This is a genomic window from Laceyella tengchongensis, assembly GCF_900182735.1.
Classification (GTDB): domain Bacteria; phylum Bacillota; class Bacilli; order Thermoactinomycetales; family Thermoactinomycetaceae; genus Laceyella; species Laceyella tengchongensis.
Map to the genome: position 1 here is coordinate 514744 of NZ_FXTU01000002.1, position 20319 is coordinate 535062.

At 49.2% G+C, this 20319-nt stretch carries 25 protein-coding genes and 1 pseudogene; 6 read left to right on the forward strand and 20 right to left on the reverse strand.

From position 1 onward, the window contains the following. Nucleotides 1–16 precede the first annotated feature (16 nt). Entirely contained in the window at nucleotides 17–631 is a 615-nt protein-coding gene (locus QQZ12_RS06110; RefSeq protein ID WP_106341546.1) for a rhomboid family intramembrane serine protease, read from the reverse strand. Beyond that, complete coding sequence (gene asd / locus QQZ12_RS06115) at nucleotides 613–1491, reverse strand: archaetidylserine decarboxylase (protein ID WP_102993091.1); 879 nt, start codon at nucleotides 1489–1491, stop codon at nucleotides 613–615. The genes QQZ12_RS06110 and asd overlap by 19 nt, the downstream gene beginning before the upstream one ends. Before the next feature lie 82 nt (nucleotides 1492–1573). Between asd and QQZ12_RS06120 the strand changes: the two genes are divergently transcribed. Next, a complete protein-coding gene (locus tag QQZ12_RS06120) occupies nucleotides 1574–1864 on the forward strand; it encodes a gamma-type small acid-soluble spore protein (protein ID WP_102993092.1) in 291 nt (96 codons plus the stop codon). A 43-nt stretch (nucleotides 1865–1907) separates the two neighbouring features. On the opposite strand, the gene QQZ12_RS06125 is transcribed toward QQZ12_RS06120, so the two are convergent. The 3 genes from QQZ12_RS06125 to QQZ12_RS06135 all read right to left on the reverse strand — a co-directional run bounded on the left by QQZ12_RS06125 (nucleotide 1908) and on the right by QQZ12_RS06135 (nucleotide 5819). Beyond that, the gene (locus QQZ12_RS06125) at nucleotides 1908–2507 is read right to left on the reverse strand and encodes a DUF502 domain-containing protein (protein ID WP_022736783.1); all 600 of its coding nucleotides are present in this window, start codon (nucleotides 2505–2507) and stop codon (nucleotides 1908–1910) included. Nucleotides 2508–2518: 11 nt separating this feature from the next. Then, the gene (locus QQZ12_RS06130; protein WP_284724109.1) at nucleotides 2519–4504 is read right to left on the reverse strand and encodes a peptidoglycan D,D-transpeptidase FtsI family protein; all 1986 of its coding nucleotides are present in this window, start codon (nucleotides 4502–4504) and stop codon (nucleotides 2519–2521) included. Nucleotides 4505–4691: 187 nt separating this feature from the next. Continuing rightward, nucleotides 4692–5819, reverse strand: a complete 1128-nt coding sequence (locus QQZ12_RS06135) for a S8 family peptidase (RefSeq protein ID WP_284724110.1) — start codon at nucleotides 5817–5819, stop codon at nucleotides 4692–4694. Nucleotides 5820–5896: 77 nt separating this feature from the next. On the opposite strand from QQZ12_RS06135, the gene QQZ12_RS06140 reads away from it, so the two are divergent. Beyond that, entirely contained in the window at nucleotides 5897–6271 is a 375-nt protein-coding gene (locus QQZ12_RS06140; RefSeq protein WP_123827469.1) for a hypothetical protein, read from the forward strand. Here the strand turns inward: QQZ12_RS06140 and QQZ12_RS06145 are convergent, their stop codons facing one another. The 10 genes from QQZ12_RS06145 to QQZ12_RS06190 all read right to left on the reverse strand — a co-directional run bounded on the left by QQZ12_RS06145 (nucleotide 6272) and on the right by QQZ12_RS06190 (nucleotide 14676). Continuing rightward, nucleotides 6272–6598 carry a hypothetical protein gene (locus QQZ12_RS06145; protein ID WP_102993097.1) on the reverse strand — a complete coding sequence of 109 codons (327 nt, stop codon included), beginning with the start codon at nucleotides 6596–6598 and terminating at the stop codon, nucleotides 6272–6274. A 126-nt stretch (nucleotides 6599–6724) separates the two neighbouring features. Next, entirely contained in the window at nucleotides 6725–7261 is a 537-nt protein-coding gene (locus QQZ12_RS06150; protein ID WP_102993098.1) for a hypothetical protein, read from the reverse strand. A 65-nt stretch (nucleotides 7262–7326) separates the two neighbouring features. Then, the gene (locus QQZ12_RS06155; RefSeq protein ID WP_102993099.1) at nucleotides 7327–8892 is read right to left on the reverse strand and encodes an acetate--CoA ligase; all 1566 of its coding nucleotides are present in this window, start codon (nucleotides 8890–8892) and stop codon (nucleotides 7327–7329) included. Nucleotides 8893–9028: 136 nt separating this feature from the next. Further along, nucleotides 9029–9244, reverse strand: a complete 216-nt coding sequence (locus tag QQZ12_RS06160) for an alpha/beta-type small acid-soluble spore protein (protein WP_022736790.1) — start codon at nucleotides 9242–9244, stop codon at nucleotides 9029–9031. Nucleotides 9245–9421: 177 nt separating this feature from the next. Then, nucleotides 9422–10723: a pyrimidine-nucleoside phosphorylase gene (locus QQZ12_RS06165; RefSeq protein WP_102993100.1), complete on the reverse strand. Its 1302-nt coding sequence runs from the start codon at nucleotides 10721–10723 to the stop codon at nucleotides 9422–9424. Nucleotides 10724–10912: 189 nt separating this feature from the next. Beyond that, the gene (locus QQZ12_RS06170; protein ID WP_284724111.1) at nucleotides 10913–12091 is read right to left on the reverse strand and encodes a NupC/NupG family nucleoside CNT transporter; all 1179 of its coding nucleotides are present in this window, start codon (nucleotides 12089–12091) and stop codon (nucleotides 10913–10915) included. Between the two features lie 78 nt (nucleotides 12092–12169). After that, on the reverse strand, nucleotides 12170–12565 hold the full coding sequence (locus QQZ12_RS06175; RefSeq protein WP_181352792.1) for a cytidine deaminase: 396 nt from the start codon (nucleotides 12563–12565) through the stop codon (nucleotides 12170–12172). 29 nt (nucleotides 12566–12594) lie between these two features. Beyond that, entirely contained in the window at nucleotides 12595–13260 is a 666-nt protein-coding gene (gene deoC / locus QQZ12_RS06180; RefSeq protein WP_284724112.1) for a deoxyribose-phosphate aldolase, read from the reverse strand. Between the two features lie 310 nt (nucleotides 13261–13570). Next, entirely contained in the window at nucleotides 13571–14512 is a 942-nt protein-coding gene (gene deoR / locus QQZ12_RS06185) for a DNA-binding transcriptional repressor DeoR (RefSeq protein ID WP_154986835.1), read from the reverse strand. Further along, nucleotides 14512–14676, reverse strand: a complete 165-nt coding sequence (locus QQZ12_RS06190) for a hypothetical protein (RefSeq protein WP_189318870.1) — start codon at nucleotides 14674–14676, stop codon at nucleotides 14512–14514. The genes deoR and QQZ12_RS06190 overlap by 1 nt, the downstream gene beginning before the upstream one ends. Nucleotides 14677–14894: 218 nt before the next feature. Here QQZ12_RS06190 and QQZ12_RS06195 point away from each other — a divergent pair, with 218 nt between their 5' ends. The 3 genes and pseudogenes from QQZ12_RS06195 to cotJC all read left to right on the forward strand — a co-directional run. Beyond that, the gene (locus tag QQZ12_RS06195) at nucleotides 14895–15152 is read left to right on the forward strand and encodes a spore coat associated protein CotJA (RefSeq protein WP_022736797.1); all 258 of its coding nucleotides are present in this window, start codon (nucleotides 14895–14897) and stop codon (nucleotides 15150–15152) included. Then, on the forward strand, nucleotides 15152–15406 hold the full coding sequence (locus tag QQZ12_RS06200; RefSeq protein ID WP_102993105.1) for a spore coat protein CotJB: 255 nt from the start codon (nucleotides 15152–15154) through the stop codon (nucleotides 15404–15406). The genes QQZ12_RS06195 and QQZ12_RS06200 overlap by 1 nt, the downstream gene beginning before the upstream one ends. A gap of 12 nt (nucleotides 15407–15418) precedes the next feature. Further along, nucleotides 15419–15649 (forward strand): annotated as a pseudogene (cotJC, locus tag QQZ12_RS06205) (spore coat protein CotJC); the annotation flags it as partial. Nucleotides 15650–15837: 188 nt separating this feature from the next. Here cotJC and QQZ12_RS06210 read toward each other — a convergent pair. The 4 genes from QQZ12_RS06210 to QQZ12_RS06225 form a co-directional block, all read right to left on the reverse strand. Further along, nucleotides 15838–16452, reverse strand: coding sequence for a CHAT domain-containing protein (locus QQZ12_RS06210; protein ID WP_284724113.1), 615 nt, complete (start codon nucleotides 16450–16452; stop codon nucleotides 15838–15840). A gap of 30 nt (nucleotides 16453–16482) precedes the next feature. Then, complete coding sequence (locus QQZ12_RS06215; RefSeq protein WP_284724114.1) at nucleotides 16483–17361, reverse strand: nucleotidyl transferase AbiEii/AbiGii toxin family protein; 879 nt, start codon at nucleotides 17359–17361, stop codon at nucleotides 16483–16485. 15 nt (nucleotides 17362–17376) lie between these two features. Beyond that, a complete protein-coding gene (locus QQZ12_RS06220; RefSeq protein ID WP_284724115.1) occupies nucleotides 17377–17961 on the reverse strand; it encodes a hypothetical protein in 585 nt (194 codons plus the stop codon). A gap of 535 nt (nucleotides 17962–18496) precedes the next feature. Further along, entirely contained in the window at nucleotides 18497–18922 is a 426-nt protein-coding gene (locus QQZ12_RS06225) for an RrF2 family transcriptional regulator (RefSeq protein ID WP_022736803.1), read from the reverse strand. Between the two features lie 216 nt (nucleotides 18923–19138). On the opposite strand from QQZ12_RS06225, the gene QQZ12_RS06230 reads away from it, so the two are divergent. After that, the gene (locus QQZ12_RS06230) at nucleotides 19139–20086 is read left to right on the forward strand and encodes an alpha/beta hydrolase (RefSeq protein ID WP_284724116.1); all 948 of its coding nucleotides are present in this window, start codon (nucleotides 19139–19141) and stop codon (nucleotides 20084–20086) included. A 34-nt stretch (nucleotides 20087–20120) separates the two neighbouring features. On the opposite strand, the gene QQZ12_RS06235 is transcribed toward QQZ12_RS06230, so the two are convergent. Then, nucleotides 20121–20264 carry a hypothetical protein gene (locus tag QQZ12_RS06235; protein WP_189318871.1) on the reverse strand — a complete coding sequence of 48 codons (144 nt, stop codon included), beginning with the start codon at nucleotides 20262–20264 and terminating at the stop codon, nucleotides 20121–20123. Nucleotides 20265–20319 lie beyond the last annotated feature (55 nt).

The window sequence follows — 20319 nt, forward strand, 5'->3', positions numbered from 1 at the left end:
GTGGAATGCTCCACCCCTACTGCCAATCATCCTCTTCATCTTGATCAGACTGCATACTTTTGAACTGAATGAAAATCATCGCCAAGACGAAGCCCGTAGTCAGGGCAACAATATGCCCAAACAGCAGACTCCAACCAAATGCTAAATTGAATACCACGAAAACGAGAACCATCCGGCCCATGACGGGGTGGATCATCCCCCGCAACGCCAAAAACAGATATACGCCTAACAGGCCATAAATCGCTTCATTGGCTCCGGTAATCACCCCGTCGACGTCAGTCAAATAAATGCCCCAATATCCAGCGATTCCCGCGCACAAATAAATGAATAAAAATGAGAGCTTGCCGAACAGCCATTCCAATTGGGGCGCAAACAAATACAAGGAAACTCCCATCATCAACAATTGAAGTAGATGGACGTGCAAAAATAGGGAAGAGACCAACCGCCAATACTCACCATCCTGAATGCGCCATTGCACAAATGCCCCAAATTGGACCCAAGTAGCCGGACCAAAGCCTTTGCCGCTTAAAGTATACATGAGGAAGACGACAATTTGAACCAAGATGATGCCTGTCACAACAGGAAATAGCTGTGGAAAACGCCGAACCGGAATCAATGTGTGTCTGAACAAGAAGCTTCCTCCTCCAATCTGACCAATCGGGCGATCTCTTGCCCCATCCGCACGCTCGTTCCTTTGGCCAGAGGAATGCTCCACTCGATTTGTCCCGGTTCAAACAGAAGAATCACAGTGGAACCGAACTCAAACCGCCCCACCTCCGCTCCTTTGGCCAAGCGTTCTGGAGTAGCATAATCCTTGTGCGCGAAAGGTCGGCTCGGTTTGGGATTGGTGGCGATCGCTTGATCGTAGGTCACTTTGATGCTACCGACATTGGTGGCCCCCACTTTAATGAGCGCCGTGAGACCACTCTCTCCTTCAATATAAGTGATGACCCGCTCATTCACTGCAAATAGTCCCGGCACCAGCCGGATGCCCATTTCATTGACGGGATACAACTCACCCGGTATGTAGGTGGATGAGACAACTCTCCCGGCAATCGGCATGTGAATGCGGTGGTAATCCCGCGGGCTTAAATAGATGGTTACAAATTGCCCGCCATCAAAGCGTTTCACCGCGGCTTCATTCCCACCCAGCAATTGGGACAATGAGTAAGAAACCCCCTTGGCTTGGATCAACCGCCCCTCCGTGATCGTCCCACCCTCCGACACAGTGCCGTCCACTGGGCTCACCACTTGGGCTTTCCCACCGCAGATCGGGCGTGCTTCGGGATGAAGCTCGCGAACAAAAAAGTCGAGCAGATGCTCAAATTGGTCAAGTGGCTTCTTTACAGGAGCCAGGTCAATGTCAAAATGACGTATATACAAGGGAATCAGGTGACGACTGAACGGATGCCGCGCCACCTTTCCCATCAGGCGCGAGAGCCCTTTTTTGGGCAACCCCCGCCAAAACGCTTTGGTTATGCTTTGCTTCATATGATCCTCCTCACAGGAAAATTTCGGCAGTAATATCTTCACCTCAACCGGACACCATAATAAGCGACAAGGAGGTGAAAAGATGAACACCAAAAACTTTACTCCACAACAATCGAGAACCAATGCACAGCAAGTTCGCCAACAAAACCAGCAATCCGCTCAAGGTACTTCCAGCGGTTTTGCGACTGAGTTCGCCAGCGAAACCAACGCGCAACAAGTCCGCCAACAAAACCAACAATCCGCTCAAGCTAGCCGCATGTCTGGTGCGACCGCTGGCGGCTTCAACACGGAGTTCGCTAGCGAAACCAATGTACAACAGGTCCGCCAACAAAACCAACAATCCGAGGCTAAAAAGCGTAACAACCAACAATAATCAAGCTTGTGGTACATGCTTCATCCATAAATCCCATCCGCCGTTATGGCAGATGGGATTTATGGTTGTGTGTGACGCCGCCGGAAATGATGAGCCGCAAGGCGTCATCCACCGACATATCCAATTCTTCCACTTGTTCCCGCTCATACCAATGTAAATCCCCTGAAAATTGATAGCTTTGCGGGAAATAAACCCCCACGTACTCTTTGCCGTCCGCCGTACGAAATACTGGCGCTTTCACCGTCAAAAAACCGAGTTTGCGCGAACCGCCCAGGTGAACAAACACAACGGTGTCAAACGATTTCTTTTCACCGATAAACGAATGGATGGTATCTTTGAGCGTTCCGTACAAATCTCTGACCAGGGGGATTTTATCTAATATCGCCTCAATCATATCAAACAGTTTTTTGGTTAGCCACAATTTGGTCAAAAAACCGATAACCAAAATTAAAGCGATGACAAAGAGCAACCCCATCCCTGGAAAGGACCAAGGTAGCACCTTTTCTGCCCAATTCATGCCTAAGTTGTTAAGAAGCTGGTAAATGTAACGAACGAGGTAAACGGTGAGGGCAATCGGCAAAAACACAAGCAACCCATTTAGGAAATAGATGCTGAGGCGTTTGATCAAACCATTTCGCCGCAAAAACAACCACCTCATTTCTTCATGAACTTCTCATAGTAAGAAGTAATCAAGTGGTCGGCGATGGGACCTGCCGCCACCGCACCATAACCCCCTTCGGGCACAATCACGGCCACGGCGATTTGCGGATCATTCGCAGGGGCGAAAGCGACGAACACCGAATTTTCCACTCGTCCGCGACCTGGAATGTCCTGTTCTGATGTTCCCGTTTTGGCCGCTACATCAAACGGCAAATGGTTGAACAGTTCCGCCGCGGTCCCCCCCGGCTTGGTCACTTGTACCATGCCGCGAACTACCGTTTGGTAGTAGTTCTCTTTAATCGGGGTGCGTTGCATCACTTCCGGTTTGATTTCTTTCGTCTTCCCGGTGGTGGGATTCACCACTTTTTCAACCAATTGCGGACGTAAGCGCGTTCCTTTGTTTCCCAACGTTTGCATATACTGCGCTAACTGCAATGCCGTATACCGCTGCGCTTGCCCAAACGAAGCCAGCGCCATGGCACCCATACCCGAATTCCGCTTAGCGATGATCTTGTAGTCTTCCAAACCATCTTGTTCGCGCGGCAAGGGAACGCCGGTCTTGACACCCAATCCGAAGGCATGGGCCAACCGCTCAAACTTCTCGACGGCTTCCAACTTGTCTCTGCGGTACCACTTGGTTGCCAACCAAGCCATAAACGTGTTGGACGATTTTTGAATCGCTTTGACGGGATCAAGCAGGCCGTAATTGTGGCGACCTGAGTTACGCACCGGTGGGGTCGCTTTGGCGTAATAAAAAGCGCCTGGATCGCGCCAATAGGTGTTCGGTTTAATAACTCCTTCCATCATGCCCATCAGCACCGTCAAGGGTTTAAAGGTGGAGCCTGACGGTAAGACGGAAAATGGGTGGCGCTTCACTTCCGATTGCGGAGAGGCAGATCCCCGGGCATCGTAAGGCGCCTCTCGGATCGTGCCGTTATTGATGACAAAGCTAAGGTTCCGATAATCCCCGCTTCCCACTTTTCCGTTCCAGATGTTGGGGTCGTAATCAGGATAGCTGACCATCGACCTGATTTTCCCCGTTTTTACTTCCATTGCCACCGCATAGGCGTTGCGGGCATATGGTGCACGTTTGTTCCCCGCTTGCGTGCGCAGGCGGGCCAGGTGTTGCTCCACAAACGCCTCCGCTTCTAACTGCATATCCTGGTCAAGGGTTGTTATCAGGTCATTGCCCGGTTTAGGGGACACTTCTTTCAATACCTCAACCAATTTCCCTTGCGAGTTCACCCTCACTAAGCGGTAACCATTTTTTCCTCGTAATTCATCTTGATAACTGTATTCGATGCCGTCTATCCCCACTTGTTCCCAATCCAAGTAACCCGCTTGATTCGGTTGCGCTGCCACGGCTTTGTACTTCTTCATCGAGGTTTTTGCCCCGGCGTACGGGCGCACATAACCGATCGTTTGGACGGCGATGCTGTCCGTCCGATATTGGCGCAACGGTTCGGAAAAGATGTTGACGCCCGGAAACCGATCCGGATTTTCCGAAATCTTCACGATCTCTTCATCGGACAAGCGGTCCTTCAGTTTTTTAGGAAAGTAAGGCGGCTGTTTTCGCATGGTGGGTTTCCCCTTGGCATCCAAGCCGATATCCATCGCTTCCAGCACATCTTTCAGCGGCATCTTTAACACATTGGCCAATTCCTTAGCCGTTGCTAGTTTTTTCTTTTTATCGCTGTCCGGTTCGAGGTAAATCGCGGTGAACAGAGAACGGTTCTCAACCAATATGTTGCCGTTCCGATCATAGATCTTCCCCCGCGATGCAACCAGCGGCACCTGCTTAAAATTATTTTCCACCGCCAACTGGTTGTATTCAGCTCCAGCCCCCAGCTGAATCGAACTAAGGCGTAGAATTAACACGACGAACAACAGGATGACAATGAGCCACAATCCGTGTAACCGTCCGGAGAGTAGCCCGGCTGAGCTAGTTTTGCGTCTGCCTTGAAACATGCCACCACTCAATCCTTTGCAACCTATAGTGCATTTCCAACTCGTTATTAGTGTATCACATCACAAGGAAAAAGAGGGAGGGGATTCCCACATCCCACCAGCGACAATTTTGTGTGGAGTGTACGGGCTTGTCCGAATAAGCGAGTTGGAGAGCAGGCAGAGCTCCTCCCGTCAAGAGTAAGCCCCGCCCTTTCATTTTTTAACGTTTCCAAAACCTGCGATAAAACTCCACCGCTTGGTATGAATTCAACACACTCACCCGTTCCAACCGCGATGTCTTCAGCGCTGACTGCAACAAAATGTAACGAATTTGCTCAGGATTTAGATAAGGGTTTAGTTGGAGCAAGAGGGCGATCGTGCCAGATACATGCGGCACTGCCATGGAAGTGCCACTCATTTCCCGCTTGGTCCCGTTTAACCACGCCGACGGAATCCTCTCCCCCGGTGCGGCGAGATCCACGCCTTTGCCCATATTGCTAAAGCGGGATAAGACACCTTCACGCGAAACAGAAGCCACGGCGATCGTCTCTGGGTAACGAGCTGGAAAATCAATGCTTGACGGGAGGCCCCGGTTCCCTGTGGCCGCCACCATCACAATACCTCGGCGGTGGGCGATCTGAATCGCTTGACGCAACGATTCGCTCAATTTTTCCATGCCGAAACTCATGTTGATCACTTGCATACCGTTTTCAATGCACCAATTGATGGCGCTCAATAAATCGGACAAATTGGCGCTACCCTTGCGGTTGAATGCTTTCACCGCATATACTTCCGTTTTTGGCGCCGTCCCGATGATGCCCAAGCCCGCCCCGTTGCCAGCGATGATCCCCGCCACATGGGTGCCGTGCCCATTGTAATCCTGAGGGGCAAAATAAGGGGACAAAATGTTCACCCCGCCCCGATAATTGTCTTTTATCGCAGGATGATCCGCTGAAATCCCAGTGTCGATGACCGCTACTTTCACCCCGCGCCCCTGGCTGATAGACCAAACTTTGGGCGCTTCAATCATCTGCACGCCCCACGGCAAATTTTGCTCCTTGACTGACAACATGGTGCCTACATATGGTTCCGTGATTGTCAGCCGAATATCCGGCTCCGTGTAAGCAACGTCAGGCACCGACTCTGTGGGGACTACGGGAGCTTGATATTCCCCGATAACCATGCCCAAATGGGACAAATAGCGGATCGGCCGCACACCCAAACGGCGCAGATTATTCAAACAACGCTCCAACTGGATGCCATCTCGTAAATAATAGATCTTGCGTATCCGCTTCTTGCTTGACGCTTGGTTGCATGGGAAAGGGAGCCTCCAATCAGAATCATTCATGATCTCACACTCCCATCTGCACTCAATGCCCAAACCATGAATATGGTACATACAAAAAACAAAGCGGGTGATAACGAATGAGCAAAGCGAAACCACCCCGATCCGACGATTCATTGCGACTGTCCCTCAGCGACGACAACACGGTGGACCATTGGTCGACAATCCAAAAATGGACCAACCGGCTCTCAAAGACAACCAACCACCTTGATGATCTTGCCCATGCGCTGCAATCCCTGCATCTTGCCGCCAAGGACAAAGAAACCTTGAAAGAAATCCTCACTTCTTTGGCCAAACTAAACAAAATCCAGGCGCAAAAGAAAACGAAAGCGGACGACTCCAAAGCCGCACAGGAACCGATCCAATCTGGCAACAGCTTGATGGACATATTCAACTCACCGGCGATGCGCGACATCGTGCAGACGGTGTTTAAACAGAGAAAGCGTCATTGGTGATTATCGGTCTCGGCGGGGTTGCTTCTGTTTTCGTTTCAACATAAGCTCATTGACCTGTGCCGGTGGCGTCATGTTCAATTGGCTCAATATCTCACTCATGCCTTCTGGTGTCATCATTTGTTTCATCAACCCCATCATCGCTTCTTGCGATATGGGCAAATGGACGACTTGGCTTATATATTCAATAAAGCCGGGTATTCCATGCTTCTGATAACGCTCCATCCCTTTGAACATGAACTGCTCCAATTGACTTTCATCCATGAACGGCTTTCCCACTAATTGATTCATCCAATCGGCAAAGGCTTTCAGCGCTTGCGTATGCTGCATTCCGCACTCCCCCCTAACCAGCCGCCAGCGTTTATCTTAGTAATATGAAATTCGCCTGCACTTTCGCACGATAAACACCCATGGGCCACAAAAAAGGCAGAAGCCTGTTGGCTTCTGCCTTTCCATTTACTTTCCACCGCCGCACGGACTCTTGCCGAGATCGACTTTGCCGCATCCAGACATCTGAAAATCGATGTCGCGTCCCACTTCTGAGACTTGCCGCCAATACTCGCCCACATATGCCAAGGGTTGGTTCACCCGTTTTTCGTCGGCGATGAAATAAGTTGTTTCTTTCCCGGTCGCGTCATCCATAAACGTCACATACAGCACGTCGTAATAAAGTGGAGACCCATCTTCCTCTTCGATAATATCAAAACCGGCCTCGTGGGTGATGAGTAATTCTTCGTAAGAGCAGGATTCCACTCCCTGCTCCCCCTCGGCCGCTACATAATCAAACTCGCAACGGTCCGCCTCCTCATCAAACGAAGCTTGGCGTAGATGGCCGTATACATAGATCGATTCACTGTCCAAGTCAATGGTACCAAACAAACTTTGGGGATATTCGGCCAGATAGTCGTTCACTTTGCGATTGATGTCCCGGGCAAACATCTCCCTGGCCGCTTCTTGAAAGTTGAACAACATCCCATGAGTAAATGATTTCATCAACATTAGCTCCTTTGATCAACCATGCACATCGCATCTATTATATCGAAGAGAAAAAACGCTTTTCAAGAAGCCGTTCCTTTTCGTTTTCTTTCCAATTCCCGCAATTCCACTCGCCGAATCTTCCCACTGGCCGTTTTCGGTAGAGAAGTGACGAATTCCACCTCGCGCGGATACTTATACGGAGCAGTCAACGCCTTGACATGGTCTTGCAATTCGGGAATGAGTTCCGCTGTAGGTATGACGCTCTCCTTTAACACGACAAATGCTTTGACAATGGTTCCCCTGATGGAGTCAGGGCTGGCCACCACCGCACATTCTTTCACCGCCGGATGTTTGACGAGGGCGTCCTCCACTTCAAAGGGGCCGATTGTATAACCTGAGCTGATAATCATGTCATCAGCCCTCCCCTCAAACCAAAAGTAACCCTCTTCATCCACTCTGGCTCGGTCTCCGGTGAGATACCAATCCCCGCGAAACGCCGCTTGGGTCCGCTCCGGATCTTGATAATATCCTTTAAATAGGGCGGGAGAAGAGCGGTGGACAGCGATATGACCTACCTCCCCTTGCTTCACTTCTTGTCCCTCGTCATCAACCACCGCAATCCGATTGCCGGGAGTCGGTTTGCCCATCGAACCCAGTTTCACTGGCATTCCAGTCAAGTTGGCAATCAAGAGGGTGTTCTCGGTCTGCCCATAGCCATCACGCACTTGCACTCCAAACGCGTTGAGAAAAGTATCGATCACTTCCCTGTTCAGCGGTTCTCCGGCGCTGACCGCGCTACGCAGAGCCGGGAGACGATACTCCAAGAGCTTCTCGCACTTGGCCATCAAACGGTATTCCGTCGGCGTACAGCACAAGACATTGATTTTTTGTTCTTCTAGCAAGCGAAGATATGTTTCCGGATGAAACGAACCTTGGTAAACAAATGCCGTCGCACCTGCCCCCAGCGTGGAAACAAACGGGCTCCAAATCCATTTGGCCCAACCCGGTCCCGCCGTGGCCCATACTTTGTCCCCATTTTGAATGCCAAGCCACGCTTGTGTAGCCGTCTGTTGGTGGGCAACTGCCCAGCTGTGATGGTGAACTACTCCTTTGGGTCCCCCTGTAGTACCTGAAGTGTATGAGATAAACGCGGGGTCATCCGCTGTTGTTTCCGGCAAGGCAATGCTGGCATCTCCTGTGCATTCATCCAGCGCCAACCATCCTCCCTGCGCTTGGCCGCGGACGATACGGATGGCAGCGCTTCCAATTTCGCGCAAGGCCGCATCTACGCCTGCCGTCAAGGTTGCGTCAGCGATCACCGCTTTGGCCTCAGCATGCCGGATGCGGTAGGCGATGTCACCAGCTCGCAACATTTCTGACCCCGGCAACAGCACTAATCCCGCTTTTAAGCAAGCCAGATAGGCAACATACGCTTCCGGCACGCGTGGCAGCAAGATCATCACCCGCTCTCCTTTGGCGAGCCCCAAAGCTACCAATCCCCGAGCTAAGGAATCGGATTTTTCCTTCAATTCGGCATATGTAATTTGTTTTTCTTCCCCCGCCTCATTTCGCCAATGAATCGCGACCTTTCCAGTTACAGTAGCATGTCGGTCGATATCCTGAGCAATATTATAACGCGTTGTCATCCCATTCCCTCCCCAAAGATCAGCTCAAAGAAAAAGTATCTATAGAAATATTCTTTCAAATGAGTGTTAAATCCTTTTTAATGCACAATAAGTAGCGACCCTTGCGGGTCGCTACTGGGAACCAGTTATTCAATTATTAGAAGCTCGTGCCGCCACCCAGTTGTTGCTGAGCCAAAGAAACCAGACGTTTGGTGATTTCTCCCCCAACCGAACCGTTAGCGCGGGAAGTGGTATCAGCACCCAGGGTTACACCAAATTCTTGTGCGATCTCAAATTTCATTTGATCAATCGCTTGGGCTGCACCAGCAACCAGCAGTTGGTTGGAGCTACGATTGCGTCCTTGTTGTGCCATGTGTTTTCACCTCCTTATGTCTTGTTGGTCTTATATTGCGTCGTTTGCGCCGAATGCATGCTAGGAAATTATGGATAAACTAGACTGAAAAGGCTTGTTTCTTAGGCATTAGAAAAGGGGTTGCGGTCATCCGCAACCCTTTCATCCATATGATTTAGTCGCCCTTTGTAGCGCGTGTTATTCTGTCACAATGTCATAAATCAATACCGGCGCTTTCGCTTGCTTATCGATGCGGATGCTGGCATAAAGCTTCTCGATCACATCATCCACATTCTCCCGGTTAGCATGGATGGTCACTAGGGACTCTCCGGCCTTAACTGGATCGCCGATTTTTTTGTTCATTACCAGGCCAACCGCCAAATCGATTTCAGATTCTTTGGTTGCCCGGCCCGCGCCAAGCCACATTGCGGCTGTACCGATCTCATCCGCAATCATCTCCGCGACTACGCCGTCTGTTTTGGCCGGCACTTCAATTTGATAAGCCGCTTGTGGCAATTTTTCCGGATGATCCACCACGGAAGGGTCGCCCCCCTGATTGGCAAGGAACTCTTTGAATTTCTCTAAGGCCTTGCCGTTTTGGATGACACCCCGGATCATCTTTTCTGCCTTCTCCAGCGATTCGGCTTTACCAGCTAAAAATACCATTTGCCGCCCGAGCGCTAGGCATAGTTCTTCCAAATCCTTAGGCCCATTCCCCCGCAACGTATCAATCGCTTCCTTCACTTCCAGCGCATTACCGATAGCCCGGCCCAGCGGTTGGCTCATGTCGGAGATCACAGCCATCGTCTTGCGACCCACATTGTTACCGATCCGCACCATCGCTTGAGCCAATTTTTTGGCATCCTCCACCGTCTTCATGAACGCCCCGGCCCCCGTCTTCACATCAAGCACAATGGCGTCGGAACCCGCCGCAATTTTTTTGCTCATGATTGAACTGGCGATAAGGGGGATGGAACTCACCGTGCCCGTCACATCACGCAGGGCGTACAACTTCTTGTCTGCCGGAGTCAAATCACCGGTTTGCCCAATCACCGCGATTTTGTGCTTGTTCACCAGCTCCACGAATTGCTCCTTGCTAATCTCAACATGGAACCCTTCCACTGCTTCCAACTTGTCGATCGTGCCACCAGTATGACCCAGTCCCCGACCAGACATCTTCGCCACTGGAATGTCCAACGCGGCAACGAGCGGAGCCAAAACCAGCGTAGTTGTGTCACCTACACCGCCGGTGGAATGTTTGTCCACCTTGACCCCTTCAATCGCCGACAGATCGATGGTTTCACCCGACTGTACCATAGCCATAGTCAAATCGGCCCGTTCCCGATCTGTCATGTCTCTAAAATAGATAGCCATAGCTAAGGCACTAACTTGATAATCAGGTATTTCGCCTCGGGTGTACCCCTGGATAAAGAAATTGATCTCTTCGGTGGTCAACTCTCCGCCATCGCGTTTTTTCTCAATCAAATCGACCATTCTCATCTTTATTTCTCTCCTCACTTTTGACAGTTTAATCCACCTTAAGCCAATCCGGCCACGCCAGGGCACAGGTGATTCGTCGCCGAATCACGGAAACTGGGGTATGTCCGGACAAACAACCTAAAGCTTGCCGGACACACCCCCGTAGGTGATGAGCCATCACCAAATCAGACGTCTTACCTCAGTCGAAAATCACAGGAACAACCCGGCCACCGTCGCAGACAAGACACTAACCATCGTCGCTCCGTACAGCAATTTCAGGCCGAAGCGGGCGACCACGTTCCCTTGCTTTTCATGCAGCCCTTTTACGGCGCCGGCAATAATGCCAATCGACGAGAAATTGGCAAATGAAACCAAGAACACGGACACAATGCCGACCGTCCGCGCAGATAGCGCCGTCTGTTTACTAAGGTCAAGCATCGCTACAAACTCATTGGACACCAGCTTCGTCGCCATGATGCTCCCCGCAGTCACCGCTTCATGCCATGGCACGCCCATCAGGAACGCAACCGGCGCAAACACATAACCCAGCAATTCTTGGAACGAAATCCCAACGATGCCCATGAAGATCCCATTGATCATGGCAATGATCGCCACAAACCCGATCAACATCGCCGCAACGGTGAAAGCCACCTTGAACCCGTCCATAATATATTCTCCGAGCATTTCAAAAAACGATTGTCTTTCTTCATCCTGTACTTCGAGGATATCCTCTTCCTTGGCAACTGTATACGGATTGAGGATAGAAGCGATGATAAAACCGCCGAACAGGTTGAGAATGAGCGCCGTGACAACATACTTGGGATCGATGATTTGCATGTAGGCGCCGACAATCGACATCGATACCGTCGACATAGCAGAGGCGCACATGGTATACAAGCGGTGCTTCGGCAACATCCCGATTTGTTTTTTGACGGAAATGAACACTTCAGACTGCCCCAAAATCGCGGAAGCAACTGCGTTATATGACTCCAGTTTGCCCATTCCGTTCACTTTGCTTAACACCAAGCCGATATACTTGATAACAAACGGCAAAATTTTAGTATACTGCAATATCCCAATCAGTGCCGAAATGAATACGATTGGCAACAAAACGGACAAGAAAAACGGCATTTGCCCTTCATTGGCCATGCCACCGAATACGAAATTAACCCCTTCAGACGCATAAGCCAACAACTTCTCAAATACCGACGCAAACCCTCTGATGAGGAATTCGCCGGCGCCGGTGTTCAACAAAGCAAATGCGAATAACATCTGCAAAGCAATCATAATAAAGAGCGGCTTATAACGGATCTCTTTTCTATTGTTACTTACCGCGTATGTCAAGATGAACACAACAAGCACGCCCAAAATGGCAATGATATATTTCATGACTAAATCCTCTCCTATGATTGGGCAACCGAGTCTGAAGCGCTTTCAACTCCTTCAGAGAAGGAACCGCTCAGCGGATTAATCCCTCTCCATGTCTCCGGCCTGAAAGGCGCCCGGAAGCAGCTGAGATATGGTCCATTCCTCGGTGTCGCCGTGAAGGTTAGTTAAATAGATTTTGGTGTTTTTATCGCAAAACTCGGCTAACACTTGCCGGCAAGCTCCACACGGAGACACCGGGCCATCAGTGTCGGCCACGATGGCGATCGCTTCGATGATGCGCTCGCCATCTGAAATCGCTTTAAACAAGGCTGTGCGCTCCGCGCAATTGGTCAAACCAAAAGAAGCGTTTTCGATATTGCATCCCCGAAAAATCTTGCCGCCAGCCAACACCGCGGCGCCCACCGGAAAATGTGAATATGGGGTGTAGGCCTGCTTGCGAGCCTCAATCGCCTCTTTGATCAGCTGCTGTTTCAACATGGTCGGTTCCTCCTTGGCACGAAGGTTTAATAAGAAGAAGTGGCTTGACCGCCTTCCAAAATCTTAGCACCAGAGCTCGTTCCGATCCGGGTAGCGCCAGCCTCCATCATTTTCTTCATGTCGTCTAAGCTACGCACGCCACCAGAAGCTTTTACGCCCAACTGCTCACCAACCGTTTTGCGCATCAACGCAACATCTTCTACCGTCGCACCACCCGTGGAAAATCCGGTCGACGTTTTTACGAAGTCTGCGCCCGCTTTCGCTGCCAGTTCACAAGCGCGCACTTTTTCCTCATCGGTCAAAAGACACGTCTCGATGATCACTTTCACCAACGCTTTGCCCGAGACAGCGTCAACCACCGCTTTGATATCTTGCATCACCCGGTTGTCATCCCCGTCTTTCAAAGCGCCGATGTTAATCACCATGTCCACCTCGGCAGCCCCTTTGGCAACTGCGTCTTTGGCTTCAAACGCTTTGGTTTCCGAAGTGGTCGCTCCAAGAGGAAACCCGATTACTGTGCACACTTTTACCGATGTGTCCGCAAGCTGTTCCGCAGCATAAGACACCCAAGCCGGATTAACACAGACCGATGCAAATTGGTATTTCTTAGCTTCATCGATCAATTTGGCAATTTCTGCTTGGGTCGCATCCGCTTTCAACAAGGTGTGGTCAATCATGCCGGCTAAATTCATCTGAATCTCTCCTTTATATGAGCGCATCCGGCTAAGCGCAGGCGGCAAAAAAACAGTTCCATCCGTTGGCAAATGTGTAGAAACTCTTTTGAAGCCGCTGTCATATTTAGTCGGCACGCTCTAATTCCAATTGATTTTTGTCTGATTTTATTAGCTGTTTTTAAGTTCATGGCTATCATAGCACGTTTTGAACAAATGTGAAACACCTTATGAAATTTGGTTCACTTTACCTGTAAAACAAAAACATATGGCACACACATAAAAAACCTGCCGCTAGTCTACGGCAGGTTTTGTGATCCCATATAGGTTTTTATCCATGCTCCAACAAGGCTTTGGCCGTGAACTGGTCTGTCACCAATATGTTGGCGTATCTACCGATAAGGGCAGCGTGAATCGCTTCGAACTTATTTTGCCCACCAGCCACCAAAATCGCTTTTTCTTTCTTGCGCAAATCAGAGAGATTGACTCCCACCGTGCGGTTGTCCATTTCCTCAATGCAGATATTCCCTTCTGCATCGAAAAACCGCGAACAGATATCTCCGGCACCGATCTGCTGCAACAATTCCTGTTCCTCTTTACTAAAATAATCGAGGCGGAACAACAGCGCATCCTCCTTGACCGTACCGACCGTGAACACAGCGATGTTGGCTTGTCTGCCCAGTTCGATAATCCGCTGGATGTGCCGGTCTTTTTCAACCAATTGCTTTAACTCAATGCTATCAAAAATGACGGGCAACGGAAGATACCGGGCCACGGTGTGAAACGCCTCGGCAAACAGATAAACCGTCTCCGCGGCATACGTATTGATGTGGGAGTGACTAACTCCCCCTTTTAATTGGACAACCTCTACTCCTTTAACCGGCTTCGGTTGCAGATTACGCGCGACGGAGTACATCGTCGTTCCCCATGTCACCCCGATAATATCCCCGTCTTGCACCGTTTCATGGAGATACTCCGCCGCCTTGCGGCTGATGTGCTTCTGGATCTCCTTGTACTCATTCACCGGCGAATAGCTGATGAACACCTCGTCCAACTTGTACTTTTGCTTCAGGTCTTTTCCCAGGGAGGCCAGATCCTCCAGCGGATCAACAATATCGATACGCACATAACCCCGGCTTTTCGCATACTGAAGCAACCGGGAAACCGTCGGGCGGGAGACCCCCAGTCTAGCCGCAATTTCCTGCTGGCTGTAATCAGACAAATAATAGAGTCTCGCAGCCTCGATGCTTAGCTGTTGTTTTTCACGATCCATCAGCTCATCCCCTCCTGCGACTTGATCTGTCTCTGTCCTGTTCCCCACAGTCCGGTGCGCTGGCTATACGTAAAAACCACCCAAAACGGTGAGCGGTAAACATGCAACCGGCAAATCGGCCACGCACCCCAGCTTGCTGTCGCTTGCCAATCACAGTTTACCACGATTGCCATCCATTGATGAAGCCGCGCCGCTGTGCGTTAACAGCTAGTGAATACCGCACCCGTTCGTCATCCACTCTCAAGGAAATCCATTTGTCCTGGAAACAAAAAACCATCACGTCTCCCTGATATTTTCTGTTGAACAAGCATATTCTCACCGCCCAGTCATATAGTGAAACCAAGACTTCATCGAATTCTGCAACTGCGAAAGGATGATCCACTTGGAACGTTCACACAGGCACCACCCCAATCCTTTTGTCAACCAAGAGCGAACATGGTATCCCTATGTCAGCCCGTTTGACCCTTGCCCGCCCCTGTGCAAAAAAACATATGTTGTGCCGCCCAACCTATTTCTCGGCTTTCAGCCACCCGACCTGCCGCAATTCCCCCCCAACGAAGCCTTAAAACGGGGCACGTTGTGGCCGATTTTCTACAGTCCTTACCGCAAAAAATCCAAACGCCATAAAGGTGATCAGTGATGGACCGCAAACAACAATTTGAACAGCTAAAACAGTTGCAAGAAATCGATTTCGTCTTAGTTGAGCTCAATCTTTATCTTGACACCCACCCAGGCGACATGAACGCCTTGCAACAGTTCAATTGGTATGCGCAAGAGAGGGCCAAACTCGCCGCCGCCTACGAGCAGCAATATGGCCCCCTGACCAATTTCGGTCACAGTCTCAACCAATACCCGTGCGGCTGGGATGAAAGTCCTTGGCCCTGGGAACTATAGAGGTGTGAAGCGATGTGGATTTATGAAAAAAAACTACAATACCCGGTCAGAGTGGGCAAATGCAACCCCACCTTGGCCAAATACCTTATCGAACAATACGGCGGAGCCGACGGTGAACTCGCCGCGGCCTTGCGTTACCTGAACCAACGGTACACCCTACCCGCCAAAGTCAAAGGCCTCCTCACCGACATCGGCACGGAGGAGTTTGCCCATTTGGAAATGATCGCCACCATGGTTTACAAATCAATTGTCGCATCATGGGGATTTCACCCGAAAAAGCGAAGCATGCGCTCGCTGACCCTTGCCATATGTGGTTATAAAAAAGCTAGAGGTTTTACCCTCTAGCTTTTTTGGTATATCCCATATGCGATGGATATCACTTGTTGGCATTGGCTTTATATGCAGTGAATAAACACACCTACAATAACCAATTACTCTTCAATGCGTATCTTTTTCCCATCATCCGCTACTTTGTAAATCCCTTCTCGTAGGTACAACCGGTATAAGCGACTCTCCTCATCATATGCTGCGGCATGTTCCCACGCATCTTCTACCGAGCGACCCTTTACTAACTGATGGAAAAAATGCATAAGGAACAGTGCGGTCGTTTCCCCGGTCACATCCTCGTCCGCCGCGATGTACGCCTGAATTTCCCCTTTCATAAACGCTACGCCAGCTTCTTTCACGCCAGCCGAACAAGCCGTATTGATCACCACCGTACCTGGCAGGCGAATCGCCTCAGCGATGGTCGAAGGGGTCATGACCCCGTCCTGTAGGCTGGACACGTCAATCTCATCGATATATTCGCCAAAAATCAATCCCCCTTGATCACCGTGAGCACTGATGACCAGAAACGGAGGCGCCTCTTCTTCCTGACTGATCACTTGCAAAAAGTCGTTCGGCGTACCAATCGTATGCAAAAGCGTGACGATGTTCAGCTGTTCAAGCAATGTGCGGATAAAATTGGCTTCCGAACTATCATCGATGGCGGCGATGGCCACGGGAAGCTTTTTGGCGTAAAAGCGGGTATCCACAGGGTTCCACATAGCATGCTCTCCTTTAAGCCGTCAGACACATTATTTACATGTCGGTTCGGGCAACTGCTCAAACGCCTTCTGGTTAATGCCGGCAAGGTCCATGATTTTCCGCAACTCAGCCACAAATGCCTTGAAATAATCTTCTTGGTTCTCACCCGCGGCATATTTGCTCAAGAAATAATCCTTGGATAGCGAAGGGTACAAGCCGCTTAAATCATCCACTAGGACTTTTTTTATGTCTGCTTTGGTGGTGGAGTCATCCATACTGCATTCGTTGACGAGCGTTTGCAATGTGACTTGCAACGCCTGGTCGTCATAGGATGGATGGGATAACAAATATTTCAAATCATAAAGATCTTTGAACCGCGGCCTTACAATGGTTTGATGCAACTTCCAAGCGACCTGGATAGAGAGCGGCACAGAATACGGAACAATAAAAGAGTCACCGAAGACGGGACGATACTCCAACGGAACGGGCTCTAAGTCCATCTCTAAATTAAACGAGATATCCAGGTACAACTCATGATACTCATCCGGCTCATCGGTGAACACATAAGTGAGATCGGTATTGATCGTCGGAAAGTCATCAGCCATGGCATAATCTATGTATCTCCAAAACGCATTCTCCCGAAAGCTGGTGAACTTGATTCCGTCATCCAAATCCATTTCCGTCACTTGAATCATCCAGTTGGTAAATGTTTCATTCGCATGGTTGGTATCTTTGATTTTTCCCATATACAAAAAGTCGATATCTTCTACATATCGAATGTCCGGATTCTCCAGGTATTGCCTCGTCAACAGGCTGCCTTTCAACACAAATGGCTCGTCCACCAGCGCAATTCTCCGCAACAGCGCCTCTAACACAACGAGTTCTCTATCATCATAATCCATCTTTTTTATATCTTCTCGTTTAATCACAGCTATTCCCCCATTTTATGAAAGCCATCCACTATCTAACTCTTCTCTGCTGTCATAGATGCATAATTCATATTGCTCTTTTAATAACGAAATCTCATTCGCTTGCAAAATGGCATGGATCTTCTGTACTCTATCATAAAATGTTTCTTTACTTTTATATTCTCTGATAGTGATAAACCTCACTTTGCCATTGGCATTTAAAGAGTTCCGGGAAATGTGTCCCCCCAGCCCCTCACATAAACGCTTCACCATCGCAACATCCTCCACCTCCACCTTGCCATGCCACTCAAAATAAGGCTTGGTGTGTTTGGTCAGCGGTTGGTGAAAATACGTTTCTTCATTGGGAGACGTCTCCACTTTCGTTCTCATGACGGTAAATCCATGTTCTTGAAACACGTTTGCGATGCGGTCAATTTCTTTTTTCGCTTCATGGAAATCAGCGCGTTTGATAACACCCGTGCACATCGGTTGATTGATGTAATTTCCTTTATCCAGGACAATCATGAGCGGTTTCACCTGTTCTGATTTGCATAACTCCACAAAGGCGTCCATGTCAGCAAGTGTTAAATCATTCACGGTGATGTGAAATTCAAATTCCATTCTCCCACTCCTAAGCCTTTCTGTCATTCAGTGAGTGATATTGTGCATAACTCACTGAATGTTCGTTTATTATTTCATTTTAGCATTCTTTTTCATATATTGAAATGAATTCTGATATCATGCCGTCTTCTTCTGCAAATAAAAAGCTAATGACCTAGCCGATCTCTAACAAATAAAGCTAGAGATAGAGAAATAAAGAATAGGATAGGTATGCCGATTAAAGAGGCGACATTACTAGCTTGCATACTAAGGTTGAATATATTTATTAAAAATTTCAAAAAGTTAAACAGAACATATTAAGAGAAGAAAAATAAAACAAGTGCTAATAAATTTTTCAAGTGAAATATCCCTTTCAAAAAACACCTTCTCCTCACCATTTTGGAATCCACTTTATTGGCGAACGGCGGCGCGGGCAATCATCCATTCATTGTCGCTACGCTCCACACCCGCTTTCCACCTCCGCTCGCCATTCATCTATCCTTTATGGGTATTTTCCACATGGGAAATATCTATAAACCATAATAAACGAATCCCATCATGGCCCAAACAGGTGCGCTTGCTGGGCGACATCCTCAATCGTATAGCTGTTTAACACAGATTGAAATTGCTCCTCCGCTTTTGCGAGAATCATGGAAATCATTTTTTCAGTACCGGTTTTCGGAACCGACCAATAGGGGGTAGTTTGTCCCTTGCCAGGAGCACGGTACACGTCTCCCACAGTGATATCTGAAGCTTTCTTGGACAAAGCGTATCCACCGTACCGCCCGCTGACTGTCGTCACCAATTGGGCCTTGGACAACGACGCCAAGATTTTCCTGATGTATGTAGTATCCACTCCCAAGGCTTCCGCAATGACGTGGCTTTTCATAAGCGAATCTGATTTGGAGAGCAGGACCAGCGCGCGAAGGGACACATGAAACCAGCTCGGGCCCAGATCACCAGATTGAATAAGTAACTGCAACTTATCCACCTCTATGTCAGTTGATGATCGTTTAGGGCGTGCCTAGTAATTACGCCGAGTGGCAAGAGCAACATTTGCTTGACTTAGACAAGCCCTAATTACATTCACTATATCACATCAGGAAAAAGTCTTGACAACTTTCCCCCGGTGATTGATAATTTAATTGTGACTTAATAAGTCACAATTAAAATTTAGCGGCCATGGAGGATGATTAATATGGATTTCGAAAGCAGAGTCTTGCCCGAACTGAGACCCGTTTTAGCACTTCTCCCGCAAATGAAGTTGCCTAAGGACCTCCATAAGATGCGTAACGCCCCTATTCCTGAATATGAAAAGTCCCCCCATGTCATTACGACAACACGCATGATCGCCGAACCGGCTGGCGAGATAATGGTGAAGGTATACGAACCAGCAAACCGGCCAGCCACCCCCTTGCCTGCGTTATTGTACATTCACGGCGGTGGCTATGTTCTCGGGCATCCGGATCGAGATGATATCAACTGCGAAATTACCGTTTTGGAAGTCAATTGTGTCGTTGTGTCCGTCGATTATCGTCTCGCTCCGGCACATCCTTATCCTGCGGCGATTGAGGATTGTTATACCGCTTTGAAATGGATGGCAGACTCTGCAACGGAATTGAACATAGATAAGAAACGCATCGCCGTTGGCGGAGGGAGCGCGGGAGGCGGATTGACTGCCGCTGTTACACTGATGGCCCGTGATAAAGGGGGCCCTGCGATTTGTTTCCAAATGCCGCTGTATCCCATGATTGACAACCGCAACATCACTCCTTCCAGCCGGGAAATCACATCGCCCAAAGCCGTCTGGAACCGCGACCACAATATCGCCACTTGGAAAATGTATTTGGGCGAACATGCTTCTGGTGAAGTTTCTCCCTATGCCGCACCGATCCATGCCGATAATTTCGAAGGGCTCCCGCCGACTTATACCTGTGTGGGACAATTGGACCCCTTCCGTGATGAAACCATCGAATATGTTTCCCGACTCGTTGAAGCTGGTGTCGATGTAGAGTTCCATTTATATCCGGGTTGTTTCCACGGCTTTGAAGTATTTGCACCGGAAGCAGAGGTCAGCAAACGGGCCGGAATCGAATATATGAACGCGTTAAAAAGAGCGTTGCATCCTGCTCCAGCTTCCGAATGATAAAAACAGCAAAACATATTTCATCAGACACATCCTAACTAGCTTCTTTTTTCAGGTTTGATTGCAAAATGGAAACCACCAAGCTTCTTACGTCACTCCAGCGTTGATCATTCTCTTCATCAGAAATGTTGGGCGGAATTATCACGATCTTGGTCTTGCCAATGTGCTTCTCGATCATCGCGCATCACTCCCCCACAATTACATTTGCGCTTCTGGCAGATAGAATGGCTTTC

Bases quoted from the DNA above. Each gene is read 5' to 3' on its own strand.
- QQZ12_RS06220 (WP_284724115.1), bottom strand. From the start codon at position 17,961: ATGGAATTTGAATTTCACATCACCGTGAATGATTTAACACTTGCTGAC.
- QQZ12_RS06160 (WP_022736790.1), bottom strand. From the start codon at position 9,244: ATGGCACAACAAGGACGCAATCGTAGCTCCAACCAACTGCTGGTTGCT.
- asd (WP_102993091.1), bottom strand. From the start codon at position 1,491: ATGAAGCAAAGCATAACCAAAGCGTTTTGGCGGGGGTTGCCCAAAAAA.
- QQZ12_RS06210 (WP_284724113.1), bottom strand. From the start codon at position 16,452: ATGTGGAACCCTGTGGATACCCGCTTTTACGCCAAAAAGCTTCCCGTG.
- deoR (WP_154986835.1), bottom strand. From the start codon at position 14,512: ATGGATCGTGAAAAACAACAGCTAAGCATCGAGGCTGCGAGACTCTAT.
- QQZ12_RS06140 (WP_123827469.1), top strand. From the start codon at position 5,897: ATGAGCAAAGCGAAACCACCCCGATCCGACGATTCATTGCGACTGTCC.
- QQZ12_RS06145 (WP_102993097.1), bottom strand. From the start codon at position 6,598: ATGCAGCATACGCAAGCGCTGAAAGCCTTTGCCGATTGGATGAATCAA.
- deoC (WP_284724112.1), bottom strand. From the start codon at position 13,260: ATGAATTTAGCCGGCATGATTGACCACACCTTGTTGAAAGCGGATGCG.
- QQZ12_RS06135 (WP_284724110.1), bottom strand. From the start codon at position 5,819: ATGAATGATTCTGATTGGAGGCTCCCTTTCCCATGCAACCAAGCGTCA.
- QQZ12_RS06235 (WP_189318871.1), bottom strand. From the start codon at position 20,264: ATGATCGAGAAGCACATTGGCAAGACCAAGATCGTGATAATTCCGCCC.
- QQZ12_RS06170 (WP_284724111.1), bottom strand. From the start codon at position 12,091: ATGAAATATATCATTGCCATTTTGGGCGTGCTTGTTGTGTTCATCTTG.
- QQZ12_RS06230 (WP_284724116.1), top strand. From the start codon at position 19,139: ATGGATTTCGAAAGCAGAGTCTTGCCCGAACTGAGACCCGTTTTAGCA.
- QQZ12_RS06165 (WP_102993100.1), bottom strand. From the start codon at position 10,723: ATGAGAATGGTCGATTTGATTGAGAAAAAACGCGATGGCGGAGAGTTG.
- QQZ12_RS06155 (WP_102993099.1), bottom strand. From the start codon at position 8,892: ATGACAACGCGTTATAATATTGCTCAGGATATCGACCGACATGCTACT.
- QQZ12_RS06120 (WP_102993092.1), top strand. From the start codon at position 1,574: ATGAACACCAAAAACTTTACTCCACAACAATCGAGAACCAATGCACAG.
- QQZ12_RS06150 (WP_102993098.1), bottom strand. From the start codon at position 7,261: ATGAAATCATTTACTCATGGGATGTTGTTCAACTTTCAAGAAGCGGCC.
- QQZ12_RS06200 (WP_102993105.1), top strand. From the start codon at position 15,152: ATGGACCGCAAACAACAATTTGAACAGCTAAAACAGTTGCAAGAAATC.